This window comes from Achromobacter sp. PD1, assembly GCF_048541815.1.
Taxonomy (GTDB): domain Bacteria; phylum Pseudomonadota; class Gammaproteobacteria; order Burkholderiales; family Burkholderiaceae_B; genus Achromobacter; species Achromobacter bronchisepticus_A.
The window spans coordinates 175,124-192,950 of sequence record NZ_CP183349.1 but is presented as its reverse complement, the minus strand read 5'-3'; the positions used below and the strand labels follow the sequence as shown (position 1 = coordinate 192,950).

Here is a 17,827-nt window from a genome sequence, read left to right as displayed (position 1 = left end):
AGGGACCGCGCCGGCTCGCCCGGCCAGGGCGGGCAAGCGGGGCCGGGTCGGCGCAAACCCAAGCCAGTCCAGGCCCGTCGACGCGACACCCTGGCCCCAGGTGGTTTAAAGTGTAGGGTTGGCCGGTATTGATTTTGCCGGTTCCCGTGGTGGAAACCCCGGGGCCAGTGACGTTTTGACCTGTTGTTTTGACCTGTAGCCGTATTGACCCGTACTACCCGCCTCGTTTCGGCACCCTGTAAGCTCCCATGAACCGCCAGCTGCTGCTTGACGTTCTCCCCGCGCCAGCGCCATCGCTGAACAACTATATCGCCGGCCCCAACGGGGAAGCGCTGGCGGCAGTGCGCGCGCTGCTTCCCGGCCGCGCCCTGTATATCTGGGGCGCCGCGGGCTGCGGCCGCAGCCATTTGCTGCGCGCGCTGACCGCCCGCCCCGACGCCGTCTATATCGACGCCAACAATGGCGAAAACATGCTGCGCCGCCTGGCCGAAGCCGATTCCAAGTCGCCCATGCCCAAGTTCGTGGCGGTCGACGACGTACACCGCATGAACGACAGCCGCCAGGCCGCCCTGTTCGCGCTCTACAACCGCTGGCGCGAATCCGCCGCCACCGGCCGCGCCTTCGCGCTGGCGCTGGCCGGCGACCGCGCCCCGCTGTCGATGCCGCTGCGCGAGGACTTGCGCACGCGCCTGGGCTGGGACCTGGTTTTCCGCCTGGATCCGCTGTCCGACGCCGACAAGCTGGCCGCCCTGTCGGCCCAGGCGGCCGACCGCGGCATGCACCTGGCGCCTGAAATCATCAATTGGATGCTCACGCACCATGAGCGCGACATTCGCAAGCTGGCGGCGCTGATCGACGCGCTGGACCGCTATTCCCTGGCCACCGGCCGTCCCATCACCCTGCCTCTACTGCGGGCCATGCTCGCAGATCCTGATTCACAACGCACATGACCTCCCGACGTCTCGCCCTGTTCGACCTGGATCACACCCTGTTGCCGCTGGATAGCGACTATCAATGGGCCGACTACCTGGCTCGCACGGGCCGCGCCGGGGATCCCGCCGAAGCCCGCCGCCAGAACGACGATCTGATGGATCGCTACAACCGCGGCGAGCTCACCGCCGAGCAGGCCGCCGAATTCATGCTCGGCCTGCTGGCCGCGCACACGCCTTACGACCTGGCGGCCTGGCACGAAACCTTCATGGAAGAAGTGATCCGCCCATCCATGACGCCCGCCGCGCGCGACCTGGTGCAATCGCACCTGGAAGCCGGCGACCTGTGCGCCGTGGTCACGGCCACCAACAGCTTCGTCACCGCGCCCATCGCCCGCGCCTTCGGCGTGCCCCACCTCGTGGCGACCGACGCGGAATACCTGCGCGGCCGCTACACCGGCCGCATCCTGGGCACGCCCAGCTTCAAGGAAGGCAAGGTGGTGCGCGTCAACGACTGGCTGGCCGGCATGGGATTGGGGCTTGCGGATTTTTCGGAATCGTTTTTCTATAGCGATTCGGTCAACGATGTGCCCCTGCTGGAGAAAGTGACCCGCCCGATCGCAGCCAACCCCAGCCCCACCCTGCGCGGCATCGCCCAGGAGCGCGGCTGGCAGGTGATCGACTTGTTCGACCACATGGAAGATTCGAAGTCCTAAATGATCACTGAAACCATAAAAAAATTCGTCGGCCGACTATTCGCGCCGGCAGCCCGGGGGCCGTTGCGCATCGCGCGCGACAAGCACGGCATCGACCGCCGCAACGTATCGCGCCACGCGATCAAGGTCTGCGAGGTGCTGCGCCAGCACGGCTATGACGCCTACATCGTCGGCGGCGCCGTGCGCGACCTGATCGTGGGCCTGGAGCCCAAGGACTTCGACGTGGCCACCAACGCCACGCCCGAACAGATCCGTCCGCTGTTCCGCCGCGCCCGCATCATCGGCCGCCGCTTCCAGCTGGTGCACGTGGTCTTCGGCCAGGAAATCATCGAAACCTCCACCTTCCGCGCACCCGCCTCGGAAGATCAGGAGACCGACGAGCACGGCCGCATCCTGCGCGACAACGTGTTCGGCTCGCACGAAGAAGACGCGGCGCGCCGCGACTTCACCATGAACGCGCTCTACTACGACCCGCACAACGAGGAAGTCATCGACTTCCACAACGGCGTGGCCGACCTGAAAAAGCGTCAGGTCCGCATCATCGGCGACCCGGTCAAACGCTACCGCGAAGACCCGGTGCGCATGCTGCGCGCCGTGCGCTTCGCCGCCAAGCTGAACGGCACCATCGACCCGGCCACGCGCCAGCCCATCAGCACCATGGCCGAGCTCATCGAAAACGTGCCGGCCTCGCGCCTGTTCGACGAAATGCTCAAGCTGCTGACCTGCGGCCATGCCATGGACTGCCTGCGCCAACTGCGCGCCGACGGCCTGCACAAAGGGCTCTTGCCTTTGCTGGACGTGGTGCTGGAACAGCCCGGCGGCGAGCATTTCGTGGAGCTTGCGCTGGAACGCACCGACGCGCGCGTGCGCTCGGGCAAGACCATCAGCCCCAGCTTCCTGTTCGCCGCGCTGCTGTGGCAGCAAGTGGAAGCGCGCTGGAAGCAATTGCGCGCCCAAGGCGAGCACACCATTCCCGCGCTGTCGCAAGCCGCCGATTCGGTGCTGGACGAACAGACCGAAAAGCTCGCCATCCAGCGCCGTTTCTCGTCGGACATGCGCGAGATCTGGTTCATGCAGCCGCGCTTCGAGCGCCGCATGGGCAAGACCATCTACCGCATGATCGAACAGCCGCGCTTCCGTGCCGCCTGCGACTTCCTGCAGCTGCGCGCCGCGGCCGGCGAGTTCGACAGCGTGCTGGCGCAATGGTGGATGGACCTGGCCAACGCCGACGACGTCATCCGCAGCGAGATGATCGAAGAGGTGTCTCGCCAGCCGCGCGATGCCGGGGACGCCCCCTCCGCCCCGCGCAAGCGCCGCCGTCCGCGCCGTTCGCCGTCGCGTGGCACGCCGCCCGCAGCGGATTGAGTCATGACCGCTCCTGTGCGCGCCTACGTCGCGCTGGGCGCCAATCTGGGCGACGGCGCAGCCACGCTGCGCAGTGTCCTGGCTGAATTGCAGGAAACCGGCGGCATCGCGGCGGTGACGGCATCGCCGTTCTACCGCAGCGCGCCGGTCGAAGCCTCCGGCCCCGACTTCGTCAACGCCGTGGCGGCGCTGGACACGCATCTGGCCCCGCTAGAGCTGCTGGACGCGCTGCAGGCGCTGGAAAACCGGCATGGCCGCGAGCGCCCCTACAAGAATGCGCCGCGCACGCTGGACCTGGACCTGCTGCTGTATGGCGACACCGTGCTGGACCATGGGCGGCTGACGCTGCCCCACCCCCGCATGCACCTGCGCGCCTTCGTGCTGCTGCCCTTGCGCGACCTGGCCCCCGGCCTGACGCTGCAAGGCAAGCCCATCGACGACTGGATCGCCGCGATCCACGACCAGCCGATAGCGCGCATCGCCGGCTAGGCGTTCAATCCTTCGGCGCGTAGGCCATCAACGCGCGCTCCACGTCCTCGACCTGCGGCAGGCCCGCTTCATTGCCCAGATGCTGGATCTTGTGGGCCGAAGCCGCGCGCGCGAAGGTGAAGTGCTCTACCCAGGGTAGCTCCGGCCGGTTCAGATAGGACCAGACGTAGGCGCCGTGGAACACGTCCCCGGCCCCCGAAGTGTCGACGATGCTGGCGGCCGGCACGTCCAGCGCAGGCAGGACATCCACCGTTCCGGTCTCGTCATACCAGAGCATGCCGCGTTCGCCCATGGTGACCGCGCCGATACGGCAGCCGCGCGCCTTCAGCAGTTCCAGCAGGCCTGACGGAGCAAGCCCCAATTGCTCGCACATGCGCTCCGCGCAGACCGCCACGTCGATGTGGCGCAGCAGCTCGTCGGTGTTCTCGCGCACGCCGCCGCCATCCAGCGAGGTCAGCACGCCCGCCTGCCGGCAGGCCTGCGCGTAATGCAAGGCGGCGTCGGGCTGATGGCCGTCCAGGTGCAGGACGCGGTAGCCGCCGATATCCAGCCGCGGAAAGTCGTTCAGGTAGTCCACATCGCGCGCGCGCACGATGGCGCGCTTGCCGTGATTGGGCATGATGAAGGACAGGGACGAACGGCCCACCTTGCGCGCATGCAGCGACACCCCGTGCGCCGCCGCCATGTCCGTGTACATGTGGCCCAGCCAGTCCGATGCCAATGAACAGATCAGATCTGGCGGCGTCCCCAGCCGCGCGCAGGCGAACGCGGCCGTCACCGCATTGCCGCCGAAGGACACGGCGTAATCGCGCGCCACGCTTTTTTCATCGCCCGTGGGCCATTCGTCCGCCAGCACGGTGACGTCGATATAAGTGTGTCCGATGAAGAGCGCTTCGCTCATAGACCTGCCGGAAAGGAGTGATCGGATCCGGCCTAGAAGCCGGAGGTTTCGCCCGCCTGCGCCAGCACCAGCCGCGCGCGCGCGATGACCGGGGCGTCGACCATCTTGCCGTCCAGCATGAAGGTGCCGGCCGCGGTATCGCGGTGCGTGGCGATGACGCGGCGCGCCCAGGCCAGCTCCTGCGCCGCAGGCACGAAGGCGGCGTGGATCACCGGCACTTGGCTGGGGTGGATGCACAGCATCCCGCCAAAGCCCATCTGCTGCGCGCGGGCGGCGGCATGCGCCAGCCCGGCCTGGTCCTGGATGCCCGGAAACACGCCGTCCAGCGCGGGCGCCAGCCCGGCCGCGCGGCTGTGCAGCAGCACCTGCACGCGCGCCTGGTCCAGCACGGTTTGCGCCCCCGGCGTATCGGGCGTCAACCCCATGTCCAGGCCGTAGTCCAGACTGCCGAATGCCAGGCGCTCCACGCCGGGCGTGGCGGCGACTTCCGCGGCGTTGAGGATGCCCTGGGCGGTCTCCAGGATGGGAATCACCCGCAGGCCCGCCTGGACCACGTGGCGCACCTGCGCCAGGCTCTCGGCCTTGGGCAGCAGCACGCCGGCGACCCCGGGCTTGCCGCGGCAGGCCTTGAGGTCGTCGTCGTGCCAGGAGGTGGAGGCATCGTTGATCCGCACCCACAGCCGCGCACGCGGATTCGTCCCCAGGAAATCGCACAGCGCTTCCCGCGCGGCCGCCTTGGCCAGATGCTCCACCGCGTCTTCCAGATCGACAATGACGGCATCGGCCCCCGCGGCCAGCGCCTTGGGGATGCGCTCGGGGCGCGACGCCGGCACGAACAGCGCGCTACGGACAACGGGATGCGTCACACGACCTCCGATGCATGGAACTGCGCCACCTGATCGGGCGCGTATCCCAATGATGCTAGCACCGCATCGGTGTTTTGGCCCACCGCGGGCACCGCGGCCATGCGCGGCGCGAAGGCGTTGCTGCTGGCCGGAGGCAGCAGCGCGGGCAGTTCGCCTGCGGGACTGTCCACCTGGCTCCAGCGGCCGCGGGCCTGCAACTGCGGATGAGCCCAGACGCCGGCCATGTCGTTGACGCGTGCATTGGCGATCTGCGCGTCCTCCAGCCGTTGCGTCACCTGTTCGATGGACAGGTCGGCAAAGGCCGCCACGATCAGCGCGCGCAGGTCGTCGCGATTGGCGGTGCGCAGCGAATTGGAGATGAAACGCGGGTCTTCCGCGAGCTCCGCCTGCCGCAACACCTGGGCGCAGAACACGCGCCATTCGCGCTCGTTCTGCAGGCCCAGCATGATGGTGGCGCCGTCGCCCACGGGGAACGGACCGTAGGGATAGATGGAGGCGTGGGCCGCGCCCGCGCGCACGGGCGGCGCGGCGCCGTCGAAGGCGTAGTACATGGGAAAGCCCATCCACTCCACCATGCTCTCCAGCATGGAAACGTCCAGGCGGCTGCCCAGGCCCGTTTTCTGCCGCAGCAGCAGTGCGTTGAGGATCGCGGAATAGGCGTACATGCCGGCGGCGATGTCGGCGATGGAGCAGCCGGCCTTGACCGGATCGTCCTTGGTGCCGGTCACCGACAGGAAGCCGCTTTCGCTCTGGATCAGCAGGTCGTAGGCCTTCTTGTCCTGGTAGGGTCCGCCTTCGCCGTAGCCCGAGATGTCGCAGACAATGAGCCGCGGATACTTCTTGTGCAGGGCATCAAACGACAGGCCCAGACGCGCGGCGGCGCCGGGCGCCAGGTTCTGCACCAGCACGTCGGCCGTTTCCAGCAGGCGCTCCATGACGCCGCCTGCCTCCTCGCGCTTGAGGTCCAGCGTCAGGCTTTCCTTGGACCGGTTGGTCCAGACGAAATGCGAGGACAGGCCGCGCACGCGTTCGTCGTAGCCACGGGCGAAATCCCCGCCACCGGGGCGTTCGATCTTGATGACGCGCGCGCCCATGTCCGCCAGCTGGCGGGTGCAGAACGGCGCGGCGATCGCGTGCTCCAGGCTGACGACGGTGATGCCGTCCAGGGGACGGGGGGCCTCTATGCTCATTCTGTAAACCTCAGTTCAGCTTGGTGGGCCAGCGTGCCGTCCTGCTCGGCCCAGAGCTGGGCCACGCCCGGCTCGGTCAAGCGGCCGGCCACCTGGAAGGGAGCGGGCGCAATCAGCGGGCGCAGGCCGCGATACGACAGATGGGTCAGGCGCGCCTGCGGATGAGCGCGGGTGAAGGCGGCTACCATCTCGGTGGCGATGAGCGGGCCGTGCACCACCAATCCGGGATAGCCCTCGGTGCCAGTGACGTAGGGATGGTCGTAGTGGATGCGGTGGCCGTTGAAGGTCACCGCCGAATAACGGAACAGCAGCACCGGCGACGGCTCGACGGTATCGCGCCACTGCGCCTGCGGCGCGGGCTCGCTGCCCGTGAGCTTGGGCGGGGTCGGCTGGCGGTAGACGATGTCCTGCTCTTCGTGGATGGCGACTTCGCCTTCCTGGCGGAACTCGTGGCGCACGGTCACGAACAACAGCGCGCCGGTGCGCCCCGCCTTTTCCTTGACGTCGACCACCGTGGACTCGCGCTCGGCGGGCACGCCGACCAACAGCGGCCGGCGGAACTCGACCCGGCCGCCTGCCCACATGCGGTTGCGGTCCTGGGCCGGCGGCAAAAAGCCGCCGCGCGCCGGATGGCCATCCGTCCCCAGCCCGTCCATGCCCACCGTGGAAATGAAGAACGCCCATTGCCACAGCGGCGGCAAGGCATCGCCCTGGACCGGCGCCGGGCCGCCCAGGGTGGCCGCGATACGCGCGGCGTGGCCTGGATCCATGGCGTCCGCCTTGCGCTCGCCGCTGCCGATCCAGGCGGCCGGGTCTGTAGATGTCATGCCGATATCCTCTGCTGGGGTTTTTACAGACTGAAGCATGCCCGCAAGCCGTCCCGCTTGTGAATTCGTTTTTGCTCAAGGCGGGGTTTGCGCTGCCTGAATCGCACGCCCGCCTCCCGGCCCGACGCCTCGCGCCGTAATATATGGCCCATGCACTTCGACCTCGCCGACCTACGCCTGTTCATCCACATCGCCGAATCCCCCAGCCTGACCCAGGCTGCCAAGCGGGCCCACCTGTCCCTGGCGGCCGTCAGCGTGCGCATCAAGGCGCTGGAGAACCAGCTCAATACCCGCCTCCTGTACCGCGACAGCCGCGGCGTCGAAATCACGCCCGCGGGCCAGAAGCTGCTGCAGCATGCGCGGGTCATCATGCGCCAGGTGGACCACCTGAAACATGATTTCCAGGAGCAGGCTGACGGCGACGCCGGCCACATCCGCATCTTCGCCAACACCACGGCGGTCACGGAATTCATGCCGGACATCCTGGCGCAGTTCCTGTCTGGCCACCCCGGCGTCACCGTGGACCTGCAGGAACGCCTGACCCGCGACATCGTGCGCGGCGTGCTGGACGGCACCACCGACCTGGGCATCGTGGCCGGCCCGGTGGATGCGCCCGAATTGCAGACTGTCCACTTCAGCACCGACAAGCTGGTGCTGGTGGTGCCCAACGGCCATCCCTTGCAGGATCAGGAAAAGATCAAGCTGGCCGAGGCGGTGCGCTATCCCTTCATCACCATGCACGAAGGTTCCACCCTGGTCGCCTTCCTGCGCGACCAGCTGGAACAGGTGGGCCAGCGCCTGCCCCAGCGCATCCAGCTCTACAGCTTCGACTCCATCTGCCGGATGGTGCAGGCGGGCGTGGGCATCGGCGTCATCCCCGACTCCGCCGCGCGGCGCTACGGCGCCGACATGAAGCTGCGCGTGGTCGAGCTGGACGAGCCCTGGGTGGTGCGCGAACGCAAGCTGCTGGTGCGCGACATCGACGCCCTGCCGGGCTGCGCGCGCGAACTCATCGAGCAGATCCAGGCGGCGCGGACGCCCTGACAGCGAGCCGCCACTCTCAGGTACCGGTGAATGCCGGCGGACGCTTCTGCGCGAACGCCCGCATGCCTTCCAGGTAGTCGTCGGTGTAGCCCAGTTCGCGCTGCAAGCGGCATTCCAGATCGAATTGCTGCGCCAGCGTGTTGCCGCTGGAGGCGTGCAGCGCGGCCTTGGTGGCCGCATAGGCGCGCGTGGGCCCCGCCGCCAAGGTATCGGCGACTTCGGCCAGCGTATCCGTCAGCGCCTCGTCTGGCACCACGCGCCAGATCAGGCCCCAGGTTTCCGCCTGCCTGGCGCTGAGCGCTTCGCCGAACAGCGCGGCGCCCATGGCCCGCGCGGAACCCACCAGCCGCGGCAGGAACCAGGTGCCGCCGGCATCCGGCAGCAGGCCGATCTTGCTGAAGGCCTGAATGAAGCGCGCCGACTCCACCGCGAACACCACGTCGCAAGCCAGCGCCAGGCTGGCGCCCGCGCCGGCCGCGACGCCGTTCATCACGCACACCACCGGCACCGGCAGGTTGCGCAGCCGGGTGATCAGCGGCCGGTAGCATTGCTCCAGGATCAGGCTCAGGTCGCGGCGCGCGCCGTCCTCCGCGGGCTTGCGTTCGCCAAGGTCCTGGCCCGCGCAAAAGCCCCGCCCCGCGCCGGTGATGATCAGTCCGCGCAGGCTGCTGTCGGCCTCCATGGCATCCAGCGCCCGCGCCAGCTCGGCATGCATGACTTCCGTGAAGCTGTTCAGCCGGTCGGGCCGGTTCAGCGTGATGAGGCCCACGCCCCGCTCCAACGTAAATCGGATTTGTGTGTAGGCGCCTTCGCCCTGGGTCGTCGACGCCGCGCTCATGCCAGTTCCTCCAGCACCGCCAGTTGTTCGGCCGTATCGCCCAGCAGCTGGTCGACGACGGTCAGCCGTTTGAAGTAATCGCCCACGTCCAGCTCGTCGGTCATGCCCATGCCGCCATGCAGCTGCACCGCCAGTTGCGCCACCAGGCGTCCGGCGCGCGCGGCTTCCAGCTTGGCCGAGGCGATCATGCGGCGGCGCTGCGCGGCGTCGGTTTCGGTCAGGGCCGCCACCGCCACGTAGGCCATGGACAAAGCCAGTTCCTTGGCCACCAGCATTTCCGCGAGGCGATGCTGCAAGGCCTGGAACGAGGCCAGCGGCTGGCCGAACTGCTTGCGCGCCTTAAGGTAGTCGACGGTAATTTCCAGCAACCGCTCCATTGCGCCCGCGGCATGCGCGCAAAGCGCGGCCGTGCCCCACTGCAGGGACTGCGCCAGGGCCTGGTCGGCGGCGACCCCTTGCGCCAGCAGGGCTGCGCGCGGCAGGCTGACCGCGTTCAGGTCCAGCCGGGCGCAGCGCGCGCCGTCCAGCGTGGGCGTATCCGTGATCCGCACGCCCGCCGTATCGGTCGGCACGGCCAGCAACAGGGTCTCGCCCTCGTCGCCGCGCGCGCTGACCAGCCAGGCGGTGGCCGCCGCGCCGTGCCAGACCAGATGTTTGACGCCCTCCAGCCGCCAGCCATCGGCGGCCTTGCTGGCGCGGCAATCGCGCGGATCGGTGTCGTAGCGGCGCCCGGGCTCCTGGTACGCCACGCTGACGATGGCGTCGCCCGAGGCGATGGCCGGCAGCCACAGGCCGCGCGCTTCGCCGCCGCAGGCGTCGAGCAGCGCCGCGCCCATGACCGCGCTGGGGATGACAGGCTCGGACACCAGCCCTCGGCCCAGCTCCACATGCACCGGCAGCAGGCTGGCCGGCACTTCGCCGAAACCGCCAAAATCCTGCGGGATGGTCAGACCCAAAACGCCCAATTCGGCCAATGCGCCCCAGGCATCGGCATCCAGCTTGCCCGCCGCCTGGCGGGCGCGGCGGCGCGCGTGCGTCCATTCCTGGTCCACCAGGCGCCTCAGGCTGTCGGCCAGCATGCGCTGTTCTTCGGTATAGATGAAATCCATGCGTCGTTTTCCTGTCGGGTTGCGCGAGGCCGGGCCTACAGGCCCAGCACCAGGCGGGCGATGATGCCCTTCTGCACTTCGGTGGTGCCGCCGTAGATCGAGGTCTTGCGCATGTCGGCATAGCCGGCGCCGGCCGCAGCCGCCAATTCCGGCCCTGGCCCGCAATATCCCTTGTCAGCCTGCAGCCAATCGGGGTCATAGGGCCAGGCGTCCGGTCCCGCCACCTCCATCTGCAACATCGCCAGGTCCTGCTGGATCTCGGAGCCGCGGATCTTCAGCACGGAGGCTTCCGGCCCGGGCGTGCCGTCGTTGCTGGAGGCCACGCGCAGCAGCAGCATTTCCAGCGCCATGATGTCCACTTCGATGCGCGAAATGCGGTCGCGGTACCGGCTGTCCTCCAACAGGGGCCTGCCCCGGGACCGCGCCTGCACCGCCATGTGCTTGAGCACGCCCAGTTCGCGGTGGCAATGGCCCAGGCCGGCGATGCCGGTGCGCTCGTGGCCCAGCAGGTACTTGGCATAGGTCCAGCCCTGGTTCTCCACGCCTACCAGGTTGGCCACGGGCACGCGCACGTCTTCCAGCCAGACCTCGTTCACGTCGTGCCCGCCGTCCAGCGTGCGGATGGGGCGCACGGTCACGCCTGGCGAGCGCATGTCCAGCAGCAGCATCGAAATGCCGCGCTGCGCGCGGGCCTCGGGGTCGGTGCGGACCAGGCAGAACATCCAGTCGGCGTACTGGGCCAGCGTGGTCCAGGTCTTCTGGCCGTTGACGACGTACTCGTCGCCATCGCGCACCGCGCGGGTCGACAGCGAAGCCAGGTCGGACCCCGAACCCGGCTCGGAGTAGCCCTGGCACCACCAGTCCTCCACGCGGATGATGCGCGGCAGGAGGCGCGCCTGCTGCTCGGCGCTGCCGTACTTCATCAGGACCGGGCCGATCATGGACAGGCCAAAAGGCAACAGGCGCGGGGCGCCGGCCTTGAAGCATTCCACCTCGAAGATCAGCCGCTGCAATGCGTTCCAGCCGGTGCCGCCGTGCTCGACCGGCCAGTTCGGCGCGCCCCAGCCCTGGTCGGCCAGGATGTTGTGCCAGCGCACGTAGTCCTCGCGCTCCAGCCGCTGGTGGCGCAGCACCTTGTCGCGTATGTCCTGCGGCAGCTTGTCCGTGGCGAAGGCGCGCACTTCTTCGCGGAATAGCCGCTCCTGCGGCGTCCAGGTCAGGTTCATGGTCGGGCTCCTTTTGCGGTATCTAGCCACGGTCCGGCACGCCGGACAATCTGCCTCTTCCGAAGACGGGCTTCGCGCAGGACATAGGGCGTCCCACTACGGGCCGGCGGAAGGCCAGCTTCAGCAATGAAGAATGGCCGAAGCCGCCGCCAGTGCGGACACTTGCAAGCGTCATCCACTGGAACCCGTAGGCATCATGACCGTTCCCGATCTGCAGGCCGGCGCGCCGCAAGGCGTAGAGGCGCAGTACCGCCAGGCGCTGGACCAAGGCCGCTTCCTCATCCAGCATTGCGCCGGCTGCGACCGCGCCGTGTTCTACCCCCGCATGATCTGCCCGCATTGCGGCGCGGACAAACTCGGCTGGACCGCGCCCGACGGGCGCGGCGAGGTCTATTCCACCACCGTGGTGCGCCGCAAGCCCGAGGCGGGCGGCGACTACAACGTGGCGCTGATCGATCTGCGGGAGGGCGTCAGGCTGATGAGCCGGGTGGAGGGCGTCGCGCCCGATGCCGTGCGCATCGGCATGGCGGTGCGCGCGCAGGTGGCGCAGCAGGATGGCCGCGGCTTCCTGGTCTTCGTACCCAACAAGGAGGCGCAATGACGCTGAACGATCTGCGCGGCGTCGTGGCGGTGGCCGGCGTGGGCCACGCGGGCCTGGGCCAGGCCGCGGGCTACACCGAAATGGAAATCCTGGCGCAGGCGGCGCAGCGCGCGGTGGCGGACGCCGGCCTCACCATGCGCGACATCGACGGCATCTGCACCGCCAGCGTGGCCGCGCCGATGTGGGCCATGCCGGTGATCGAACACCTGGGCATCCGCCCCAGCTTCATCGACAGCACCATGCTGGGCGGCTCCAGCTTCGTCGCGCACCTGCTGCCGGCGCTGCACGCGCTGGCTTCCGGCCAGTGCAACGCGGTGCTGGTCTGCTATGGCAGCACGCAACGCACCTCTAGCTTGAGCCGCGCCGAGATCGGCCGGGTGCGCAAGCAGTTCGATCCACAGCCGTACGAAACGCCCTACGAGCCGCTGAGCCCCCTGTCGTCCTACGCGCTGGCGGCCGCGCGCCACATGCATCAATACGGCACGCGCCGCGAACACCTGGCGCAGGTGGCGCTGGCCGCCAACCAATGGGCCCAGCTGAATCCCGAAGCGCAGTTGCGCGAACCCGCCACGCTGGAGCAGATCCTCTCGGCGCGCATGGTGTCCGACCCCTTGAGCGTGCGCGACTGCTGCCTGGTCACCGACGGCGCCGGCGCCTACGTGCTGGTGCGCGCCGAGCGCGCCCGCGACCTGCCGCGCCCGCCCGTCTATGTGCTGGGCAACGCCACCGCGGTCTGGAACCGGCAGATCTCATCCATGGAAGACCTGACCGTGACCGCCGCGGCCGAATCCGGCAAGCGGGCCTTCGAGATGGCGGGTGTTGCGCCCCGGGACATCGATGTGGTGGAGCTGTACGACGCCTTCACCATCAACACCCTGCTGTTCCTGGAAGACCTGGGTTTCTGCGCCAAGGGCGAAAGCAAGGACTTCATCGCCAATGGCGCCATCGCGCCGGGCGGCACGCTGCCAGTCAACACCAACGGCGGCGGGCTGTGCTGCGTGCATCCCGGCATGTACGGCGTCTTCATCATGATCGAGGCCGTCCGCCAGCTGCGCGGCGAATGCGGCGCGCGCCAGGTCGCCGACGCGCACCTCGCCCTGGTGCACGGCAACGGCGGCACCCTGTCCAGCCAATCCACCGCCATCCTGGGAACCCAGGCCACGCTTTGAACGACGCAACCATGTCCCCGGCAGCCCCTCTTACCCGCATCCATCAATTGCTGGCGCAGCAAGCCGGCCAGCGGCCCGACGCCACCTTTCTATACGAGGAGGGCGGCGGCAGACTGAGCTACGCGCAGTTCTGGCGGCGCGTACAGGCCGCGGCCGCATGGCTCGAAGAACAGGGCGTGCGTCCAGGGCATCGCGTGCTGATCGCTGGTGAAAACTGCGCGGCCATGATCGCAGCGCTGTTTGCCTGCAGCGCGGCCGGGGCCTGGCCCGTGGGCGTGAACGCACGCCTGTCCACGCGCGAGATCGACGCCATCCGCCTTCATGCGCAACCCGAACTGCTGCTCTACACCAGCGGCGTCTCGCACGCCGCCGCGGCCCATGCCGAGCATGCCGGCGCCACCGACGCCGATCCCGACGTCTGGGGACCCGGCGTGCAGGCTGCGCGTGCGGACAGCCCCACGCAAGCCGAGACCGGCGATTCCGCCGCCTTAGTGGCCACCGTGATCTATACGTCCGGCACCACGGGCGCCCCCAAGGGGGTCCTCGTGCCGCATCGCGGCCTGCTGCATTTTGCCCGCGTGTCAGCCGCCTCGCGCCGCCTGACGCCGCAGGACATCGGCTACGCCGCGCTGCCCATGTCGCACATCTTCGGCATCGCCACCGTGCTGATGGCCACGGTGCACGCCGGCGCCAGCCTGGTGCTGCGCAGCCGCTTCGACGCCGCCGACGCCTTCAAGGCCCTGGCGCATCCGGGCGTCAGCATCCTGCAGGGCGTGCCCACCATGTTCAGCCGCATGATGGCGGTGGCGCCTCCACGCGCGGAACTGCGAGCGCCGGCCCTGCGCTACCTGTACACGGGCGGCGCGGCGCTGGACCCCACGCTCAAGCGCGATGCCGAGCGCTATTTCGGCGTCGCCATGCACCACGGCTACGGCATCACCGAATACGCGGGCTCCATGTTCGTCACCCGCATCGATGCGCCGCGCAGCGACTGCTCGGCCGGCCACGCCGTCGAAGGCGTGGAAATGCGCATCGGCAGCCCCGACGGCGGCAAGCCCGCGCCGGGAGAGCGCGGCGACATCCTGATCCGCGGTCCGGGCGTCATGCTGGGCTACTACCGCAATCCCGAACAAACCGCGCAGGCGCTGCTGCCCGGCGGCTGGCTCAACACCGGCGACATCGGCTACGTCGACGAACAGGGCGCGCTGTACATCGCGGGCCGTTCCAAGGACCTGATCATCCGCTCCGGCTTCAACGTCTATCCGCTGGAAGTCGAGTCCGTCATCAACGCGTTCCCCGGCGTGCGCCTGTCGGCCGTGGTCGGCCGCCCCACCGCCGATCAAAACGAAGAAGTCATCGCCTTCGTCGAGCCCTTGCCCGGCGCCACCGTGGACACCAACCTGCTGATGCTGCATCTGCGCGCGCAGCTGGCGCCGTACAAGCGGCCCGCCCGCATCATCCCCATCGACACCATTCCCACCACCGTCAGCGGCAAGATCCTCAAGCAGCCGCTGAAAGAAAGGCTGGCGTAGCCGCGGACCCGCTGTTCCGCTGCACGACCCGCCACTTACCCACAAGGAGACTACAGCGTGAACATCAAGACCCTGCTCGCCGCGGCCGCCGCCACGGCGACGCTCGCCACGGCTTCTAACGCCTGGGCCGACGCCTATCCCGAACGCCCCATCCGGCTGCTGGTCGGCTACGCCCCCGGCGGCCCCGTCGACACCACCGCCCGCCTCTTCGCCAAGTACCTGGGCGACAAGCTGGGCCAGTCCGTGGTGGTGGAAAACCGCGCCGGCGCCAGCGGCATGATCGCCTCTGACGCCACCGCCAAGGCTGCGCCCGACGGCTACATGCTGGGCTTCGCCGCCAGCCCCACCCTCACCATGTCGCCGCTGGTCCAGCGCAGCACGCTGTTCGATCCGCGCAAGGACTTCTCGCTGATCGGGCTGGTGGTGGACTACGCCAACGTTTTGCTGATCGGCCCGCAGATCCCCGCCAAGAACGTCGGCGAACTGGTCACCTACGCCCGCGCCCATCCCGACGCCGTGTCCTTCGGCTCCGCCGGCATCGGCGCGTCCAACCACCTGTCGGCCGAGCTGCTGAAGAAGCAGGCGGGCGTGCCCATGCTGCACGTGCCCTACCGCGGCAACTCGCCCGCCATGGTGGACGTGATCAGCGGCAAGATCACCTTCATGTTCGACATCACCAGCACCGCCATCCCCTTCGTCAAGAGCGGCAAGGCGCGCGCCCTGGCGGTCACCTCCAAGACCCGCAACCCCGAACTGCCCGACGTGCCCACCATGGTCGAAGCCGGCATGAAGGACTACGAGGTGGTCGGCTGGTACGCGCTGGTGGGGCCGAAGAAGCTGCCCGACGCCGTCGCGGCCCGCCTGACCCGCGCGTTGAACGAAGTCTCCAGCGATCCGGCCTTCCGCCAGGCCATGACCGATGGCGGCTACACCATCAACACCGGCGACTCCAAGGCGCTGCAATCACGCATCGACCGTGAATACGCCTTGTGGTCCGACGTCATCCAGAGCGCCAACATCCAGGCCAATTGAGTACTACCGGAGCATCCAGATGAATCCCCCGCTCGCGCTGCACGCCCAGACCCGCCTGCCCGTCATCGGCGCCCCCATGTTCCTGGTCTCCGGACCGGACCTGGTGGTGGCGCAATGCGCGGCGGGGATCATCGGCACCTTTCCATCGCTCAACGCCCGCCCGCAGGAACAGCTGCACGACTGGCTCACACGCATCGAACTTGGCCTGGCCGCGAAACGCCAGGCTGCGCCAGACGCCACGATCGCGCCCTACGGCGTCAACCTGATCGTCCACCCCAGCAATCCGCGCTGGCAGGGCGACCTGGCCATCTGCGCCGAGCGGCGCGTGCCGCTCATCATCACCTCGCTGCATGCCCCCGAAGCCGTGGTGGCCGCCGCGCACGGCTACGGCGGGCTGGTGTTCCATGACGTCACCAACGTGCGGCATGCCAAGCGCGCGCTGGACGCCGGCGTTGACGGCCTTATCCTGGTGGCAGCAGGCGCGGGCGGCCATGCGGGACAGCTAAGTCCATTCGCGCTGGTCAACGAGATCCGCGCCTTCTACGACGGCCCGCTGGCGCTGTCCGGCTGTATCAGCCACGGCAAGGACATCCTGGCCGCGCAGGTGCTGGGCTGCGACTTCGCCTACATGGGTACGCGCTTCATCGCCACGCGGGAATCGCTGGCCGGCGACGCCTATCGCGAAATGGTGCTGCAGGCGCAGGCGGCGGACGTGACCTACACGCCTTATTTCTCGGGCGTGCCCGCGAACTACCTGTCGGCCAGCATCCAGGCGGCGGGGCTGGATCCGTTGGAACTTGCCAGGAACGGCGTGGCCCCGCCCGCGAACATGGACAAGAGCGCGCGTCCCAAGGCCTGGAAGGATGTGTGGAGCGCAGGCCAGGGCGTGGGCGCGGCGCAGGAGATCCTGCCCGCCGCGATGCTGGTGGATCAGCTGGAATCCGAATATCTCGCCGCGCGCGACGCCCTGCGCCGGTTCTAGTCCAGCTTGATGTTGGCCGTCTTGATGACGTCGCGCCATTTGGCGATTTCATCACGCACGAACTCGCCGAATTGCTCTGGAGTGCCGGGCTTGGGCTCGGCGCCCGCTGCGATCATGCTCTGCGCGGTGGCCTGATCCGACAGCACCTTCACCAAATCCGCATTCACGCGTTTGACGATGTCGGGCGGCGTTCCTTTGGGCGCCATCACGCCGCTCCACGAGTACGCCTCGTAGCCCGGCAGGCCGGACTCGGCGATCGTCGCCACGTCGGGCAGCATGCTGGAACGCGTGGGGTTTCCCACGCCCAGCGCGCGCACCTTGCCGCCCTTCAGATGCGGCACGGCGGAAGGCCCATCGGCGAACATCACCTGCACCTGTCCGCCCAGCAGGTCCTGCATGGCGGGCGCGCTGCCGCGGTAGGGTACGTGCTGAATGCGCACGCCGGCCATGGCGTTGAACAATTCGCCGGCCAGGTGCGTGCCGCCGCCCGTGCCTGACGAGCTGAACGACAGCTTGCCCGGGTTGGCCTTGGCATAGGCGATCAGCTCGCTCACCGAATTCACGGGCAGCGTCGCGTTCACCACCAGCACGATGGGAAACACCGCCGCCATGCCGACCGGCACGAAGTCCCGCGTAATGTCGTAGCTCAGATTGCCGCGCAGGCTGGGCAGCACCGCATGGTGGATGGAGGCGAAAAAATAGTTGTAGCCGTCGGGCTCGGACTTGGCCGCGAACTGCGCGCCCACGATGCCGCCGGCGCCCGACTTGTTGTCCACCACCGTGGGCACCGACCACAGCTGTCCCAGCGGCTGCGTGGTGAAGCGCGCGGTCGTGTCCACGGGACCGCCCGCAGGAAACGGCACGATGAAATTCACGGCATGCGCAGGCCAGGCGGCGGCGCGGGCCAGCCTGGGGAACAGCGCGGGCACCGCGGCGGCAGCGCATGCGGCGCCCAGCCGCGCAACGGCGCGGCGGCGTAGTAGATCGGTCACGGCAGTCTCCTGGTTCTCG

General features: G+C 68.6%; 18 protein-coding genes. 10 read left to right on the top strand and 8 right to left on the bottom strand.

What is annotated here, in order from left to right; translation table 11 throughout:
* Nucleotides 1–248 precede the first annotated feature (248 nt).
* The 4 genes from hda to ACM1PE_RS00850 are packed head-to-tail and all read left to right on the top strand — an operon-like array spanning nt 249 to nt 3,499.
* A complete protein-coding gene (hda, locus tag ACM1PE_RS00865; protein ID WP_059371554.1) occupies nt 249–950 on the top strand; it encodes a DnaA regulatory inactivator Hda in 702 nt (233 codons plus the stop codon).
* A complete protein-coding gene (locus tag ACM1PE_RS00860) occupies nt 947–1,645 on the top strand; it encodes an HAD family hydrolase (RefSeq protein ID WP_059371553.1) in 699 nt (232 codons plus the stop codon). The genes hda and ACM1PE_RS00860 overlap by 4 nt, the downstream gene beginning before the upstream one ends.
* A complete protein-coding gene (gene pcnB, locus ACM1PE_RS00855) occupies nt 1,646–3,010 on the top strand; it encodes a polynucleotide adenylyltransferase PcnB (RefSeq protein ID WP_251877824.1) in 1,365 nt (454 codons plus the stop codon).
* A gap of 3 nt (nt 3,011–3,013) precedes the next feature.
* Nucleotides 3,014–3,499, top strand: a complete 486-nt coding sequence (locus tag ACM1PE_RS00850) for a 2-amino-4-hydroxy-6-hydroxymethyldihydropteridine diphosphokinase (RefSeq protein WP_419342344.1) — start codon at nt 3,014–3,016, stop codon at nt 3,497–3,499.
* 4 nt (nt 3,500–3,503) lie between these two features.
* On the opposite strand, the gene ACM1PE_RS00845 is transcribed toward ACM1PE_RS00850, so the two are convergent.
* From ACM1PE_RS00845 to ACM1PE_RS00830, 4 genes are read right to left on the bottom strand one after another with little or no spacing between them, the layout of a single operon-like run.
* Nucleotides 3,504–4,400: a sugar kinase gene (locus ACM1PE_RS00845; RefSeq protein ID WP_059371550.1), complete on the bottom strand. Its 897-nt coding sequence runs from the start codon at nt 4,398–4,400 to the stop codon at nt 3,504–3,506.
* Between the two features lie 32 nt (nt 4,401–4,432).
* Nucleotides 4,433–5,266, bottom strand: a complete 834-nt coding sequence (locus ACM1PE_RS00840; RefSeq protein WP_059371549.1) for an HpcH/HpaI aldolase/citrate lyase family protein — start codon at nt 5,264–5,266, stop codon at nt 4,433–4,435.
* Entirely contained in the window at nt 5,263–6,456 is a 1,194-nt protein-coding gene (locus ACM1PE_RS00835; protein WP_118932395.1) for a CaiB/BaiF CoA transferase family protein, read from the bottom strand. The genes ACM1PE_RS00840 and ACM1PE_RS00835 overlap by 4 nt, the downstream gene beginning before the upstream one ends.
* The gene (locus tag ACM1PE_RS00830) at nt 6,453–7,283 is read right to left on the bottom strand and encodes an FAS1-like dehydratase domain-containing protein (RefSeq protein ID WP_059371547.1); all 831 of its coding nucleotides are present in this window, start codon (nt 7,281–7,283) and stop codon (nt 6,453–6,455) included. Before ACM1PE_RS00830 ends, ACM1PE_RS00835 begins: the two co-directional genes overlap by 4 nt.
* Nucleotides 7,284–7,433: 150 nt before the next feature.
* Here ACM1PE_RS00830 and ACM1PE_RS00825 point away from each other — a divergent pair, with 150 nt between their 5' ends.
* Nucleotides 7,434–8,327, top strand: coding sequence for a LysR family transcriptional regulator (locus ACM1PE_RS00825; protein WP_059371546.1), 894 nt, complete (start codon nt 7,434–7,436; stop codon nt 8,325–8,327).
* 16 nt (nt 8,328–8,343) lie between these two features.
* Here ACM1PE_RS00825 and paaG read toward each other — a convergent pair whose 3' ends face one another.
* The 3 genes from paaG to ACM1PE_RS00810 are packed head-to-tail and all read right to left on the bottom strand — an operon-like array spanning nt 8,344 to nt 11,500.
* A complete protein-coding gene (gene paaG, locus ACM1PE_RS00820) occupies nt 8,344–9,165 on the bottom strand; it encodes a 2-(1,2-epoxy-1,2-dihydrophenyl)acetyl-CoA isomerase PaaG (RefSeq protein ID WP_419342341.1) in 822 nt (273 codons plus the stop codon).
* The gene (locus ACM1PE_RS00815) at nt 9,162–10,274 is read right to left on the bottom strand and encodes an acyl-CoA dehydrogenase family protein (protein ID WP_419342339.1); all 1,113 of its coding nucleotides are present in this window, start codon (nt 10,272–10,274) and stop codon (nt 9,162–9,164) included. The genes paaG and ACM1PE_RS00815 overlap by 4 nt, the downstream gene beginning before the upstream one ends.
* Before the next feature lie 35 nt (nt 10,275–10,309).
* Nucleotides 10,310–11,500 carry an acyl-CoA dehydrogenase family protein gene (locus ACM1PE_RS00810; RefSeq protein WP_280015435.1) on the bottom strand — a complete coding sequence of 397 codons (1,191 nt, stop codon included), beginning with the start codon at nt 11,498–11,500 and terminating at the stop codon, nt 10,310–10,312.
* 196 nt (nt 11,501–11,696) lie between these two features.
* Here ACM1PE_RS00810 and ACM1PE_RS00805 point away from each other — a divergent pair, with 196 nt between their 5' ends.
* Genes ACM1PE_RS00805 through ACM1PE_RS00785 form a run of 5 tightly spaced genes read left to right on the top strand, consistent with a single transcriptional unit; the run spans nt 11,697 to nt 16,816 of the window.
* A complete protein-coding gene (locus ACM1PE_RS00805; protein ID WP_419342337.1) occupies nt 11,697–12,101 on the top strand; it encodes a Zn-ribbon domain-containing OB-fold protein in 405 nt (134 codons plus the stop codon).
* Nucleotides 12,098–13,270: a thiolase gene (locus tag ACM1PE_RS00800; protein ID WP_419342335.1), complete on the top strand. Its 1,173-nt coding sequence runs from the start codon at nt 12,098–12,100 to the stop codon at nt 13,268–13,270. The genes ACM1PE_RS00805 and ACM1PE_RS00800 overlap by 4 nt, the downstream gene beginning before the upstream one ends.
* Before the next feature lie 11 nt (nt 13,271–13,281).
* The gene (locus tag ACM1PE_RS00795) at nt 13,282–14,802 is read left to right on the top strand and encodes a class I adenylate-forming enzyme family protein (protein WP_419342333.1); all 1,521 of its coding nucleotides are present in this window, start codon (nt 13,282–13,284) and stop codon (nt 14,800–14,802) included.
* A gap of 57 nt (nt 14,803–14,859) precedes the next feature.
* The gene (locus tag ACM1PE_RS00790) at nt 14,860–15,834 is read left to right on the top strand and encodes a Bug family tripartite tricarboxylate transporter substrate binding protein (RefSeq protein WP_306634124.1); all 975 of its coding nucleotides are present in this window, start codon (nt 14,860–14,862) and stop codon (nt 15,832–15,834) included.
* 19 nt (nt 15,835–15,853) lie between these two features.
* Nucleotides 15,854–16,816: an NAD(P)H-dependent flavin oxidoreductase gene (locus ACM1PE_RS00785; protein ID WP_419342331.1), complete on the top strand. Its 963-nt coding sequence runs from the start codon at nt 15,854–15,856 to the stop codon at nt 16,814–16,816.
* Here the strand turns inward: ACM1PE_RS00785 and ACM1PE_RS00780 are convergent.
* The gene (locus ACM1PE_RS00780) at nt 16,813–17,808 is read right to left on the bottom strand and encodes a tripartite tricarboxylate transporter substrate binding protein (RefSeq protein WP_118932417.1); all 996 of its coding nucleotides are present in this window, start codon (nt 17,806–17,808) and stop codon (nt 16,813–16,815) included. The two genes, ACM1PE_RS00785 and ACM1PE_RS00780, sit on opposite strands and share 4 nt — an antisense overlap.
* Nucleotides 17,809–17,827 lie beyond the last annotated feature (19 nt).

What these genes read in the sequence shown, in the direction of transcription:
- ACM1PE_RS00810 (WP_280015435.1), bottom strand. Translation starts at nt 11,500, where the DNA reads ATGAACCTGACCTGGACGCCGCAGGAGCGGCTATTCCGCGAAGAAGTG.
- ACM1PE_RS00815 (WP_419342339.1), bottom strand. Translation starts at nt 10,274, where the DNA reads ATGGATTTCATCTATACCGAAGAACAGCGCATGCTGGCCGACAGCCTG.
- ACM1PE_RS00835 (WP_118932395.1), bottom strand. Translation starts at nt 6,456, where the DNA reads ATGAGCATAGAGGCCCCCCGTCCCCTGGACGGCATCACCGTCGTCAGC.
- ACM1PE_RS00825 (WP_059371546.1), top strand. Translation starts at nt 7,434, where the DNA reads ATGCACTTCGACCTCGCCGACCTACGCCTGTTCATCCACATCGCCGAA.
- pcnB (WP_251877824.1), top strand. Translation starts at nt 1,646, where the DNA reads ATGATCACTGAAACCATAAAAAAATTCGTCGGCCGACTATTCGCGCCG.
- ACM1PE_RS00830 (WP_059371547.1), bottom strand. Translation starts at nt 7,283, where the DNA reads ATGACATCTACAGACCCGGCCGCCTGGATCGGCAGCGGCGAGCGCAAG.
- paaG (WP_419342341.1), bottom strand. Translation starts at nt 9,165, where the DNA reads ATGAGCGCGGCGTCGACGACCCAGGGCGAAGGCGCCTACACACAAATC.
- ACM1PE_RS00805 (WP_419342337.1), top strand. Translation starts at nt 11,697, where the DNA reads ATGACCGTTCCCGATCTGCAGGCCGGCGCGCCGCAAGGCGTAGAGGCG.
- hda (WP_059371554.1), top strand. Translation starts at nt 249, where the DNA reads ATGAACCGCCAGCTGCTGCTTGACGTTCTCCCCGCGCCAGCGCCATCG.
- ACM1PE_RS00850 (WP_419342344.1), top strand. Translation starts at nt 3,014, where the DNA reads ATGACCGCTCCTGTGCGCGCCTACGTCGCGCTGGGCGCCAATCTGGGC.
- ACM1PE_RS00800 (WP_419342335.1), top strand. Translation starts at nt 12,098, where the DNA reads ATGACGCTGAACGATCTGCGCGGCGTCGTGGCGGTGGCCGGCGTGGGC.
- ACM1PE_RS00860 (WP_059371553.1), top strand. Translation starts at nt 947, where the DNA reads ATGACCTCCCGACGTCTCGCCCTGTTCGACCTGGATCACACCCTGTTG.
- ACM1PE_RS00845 (WP_059371550.1), bottom strand. Translation starts at nt 4,400, where the DNA reads ATGAGCGAAGCGCTCTTCATCGGACACACTTATATCGACGTCACCGTG.
- ACM1PE_RS00785 (WP_419342331.1), top strand. Translation starts at nt 15,854, where the DNA reads ATGAATCCCCCGCTCGCGCTGCACGCCCAGACCCGCCTGCCCGTCATC.
- ACM1PE_RS00795 (WP_419342333.1), top strand. Translation starts at nt 13,282, where the DNA reads ATGTCCCCGGCAGCCCCTCTTACCCGCATCCATCAATTGCTGGCGCAG.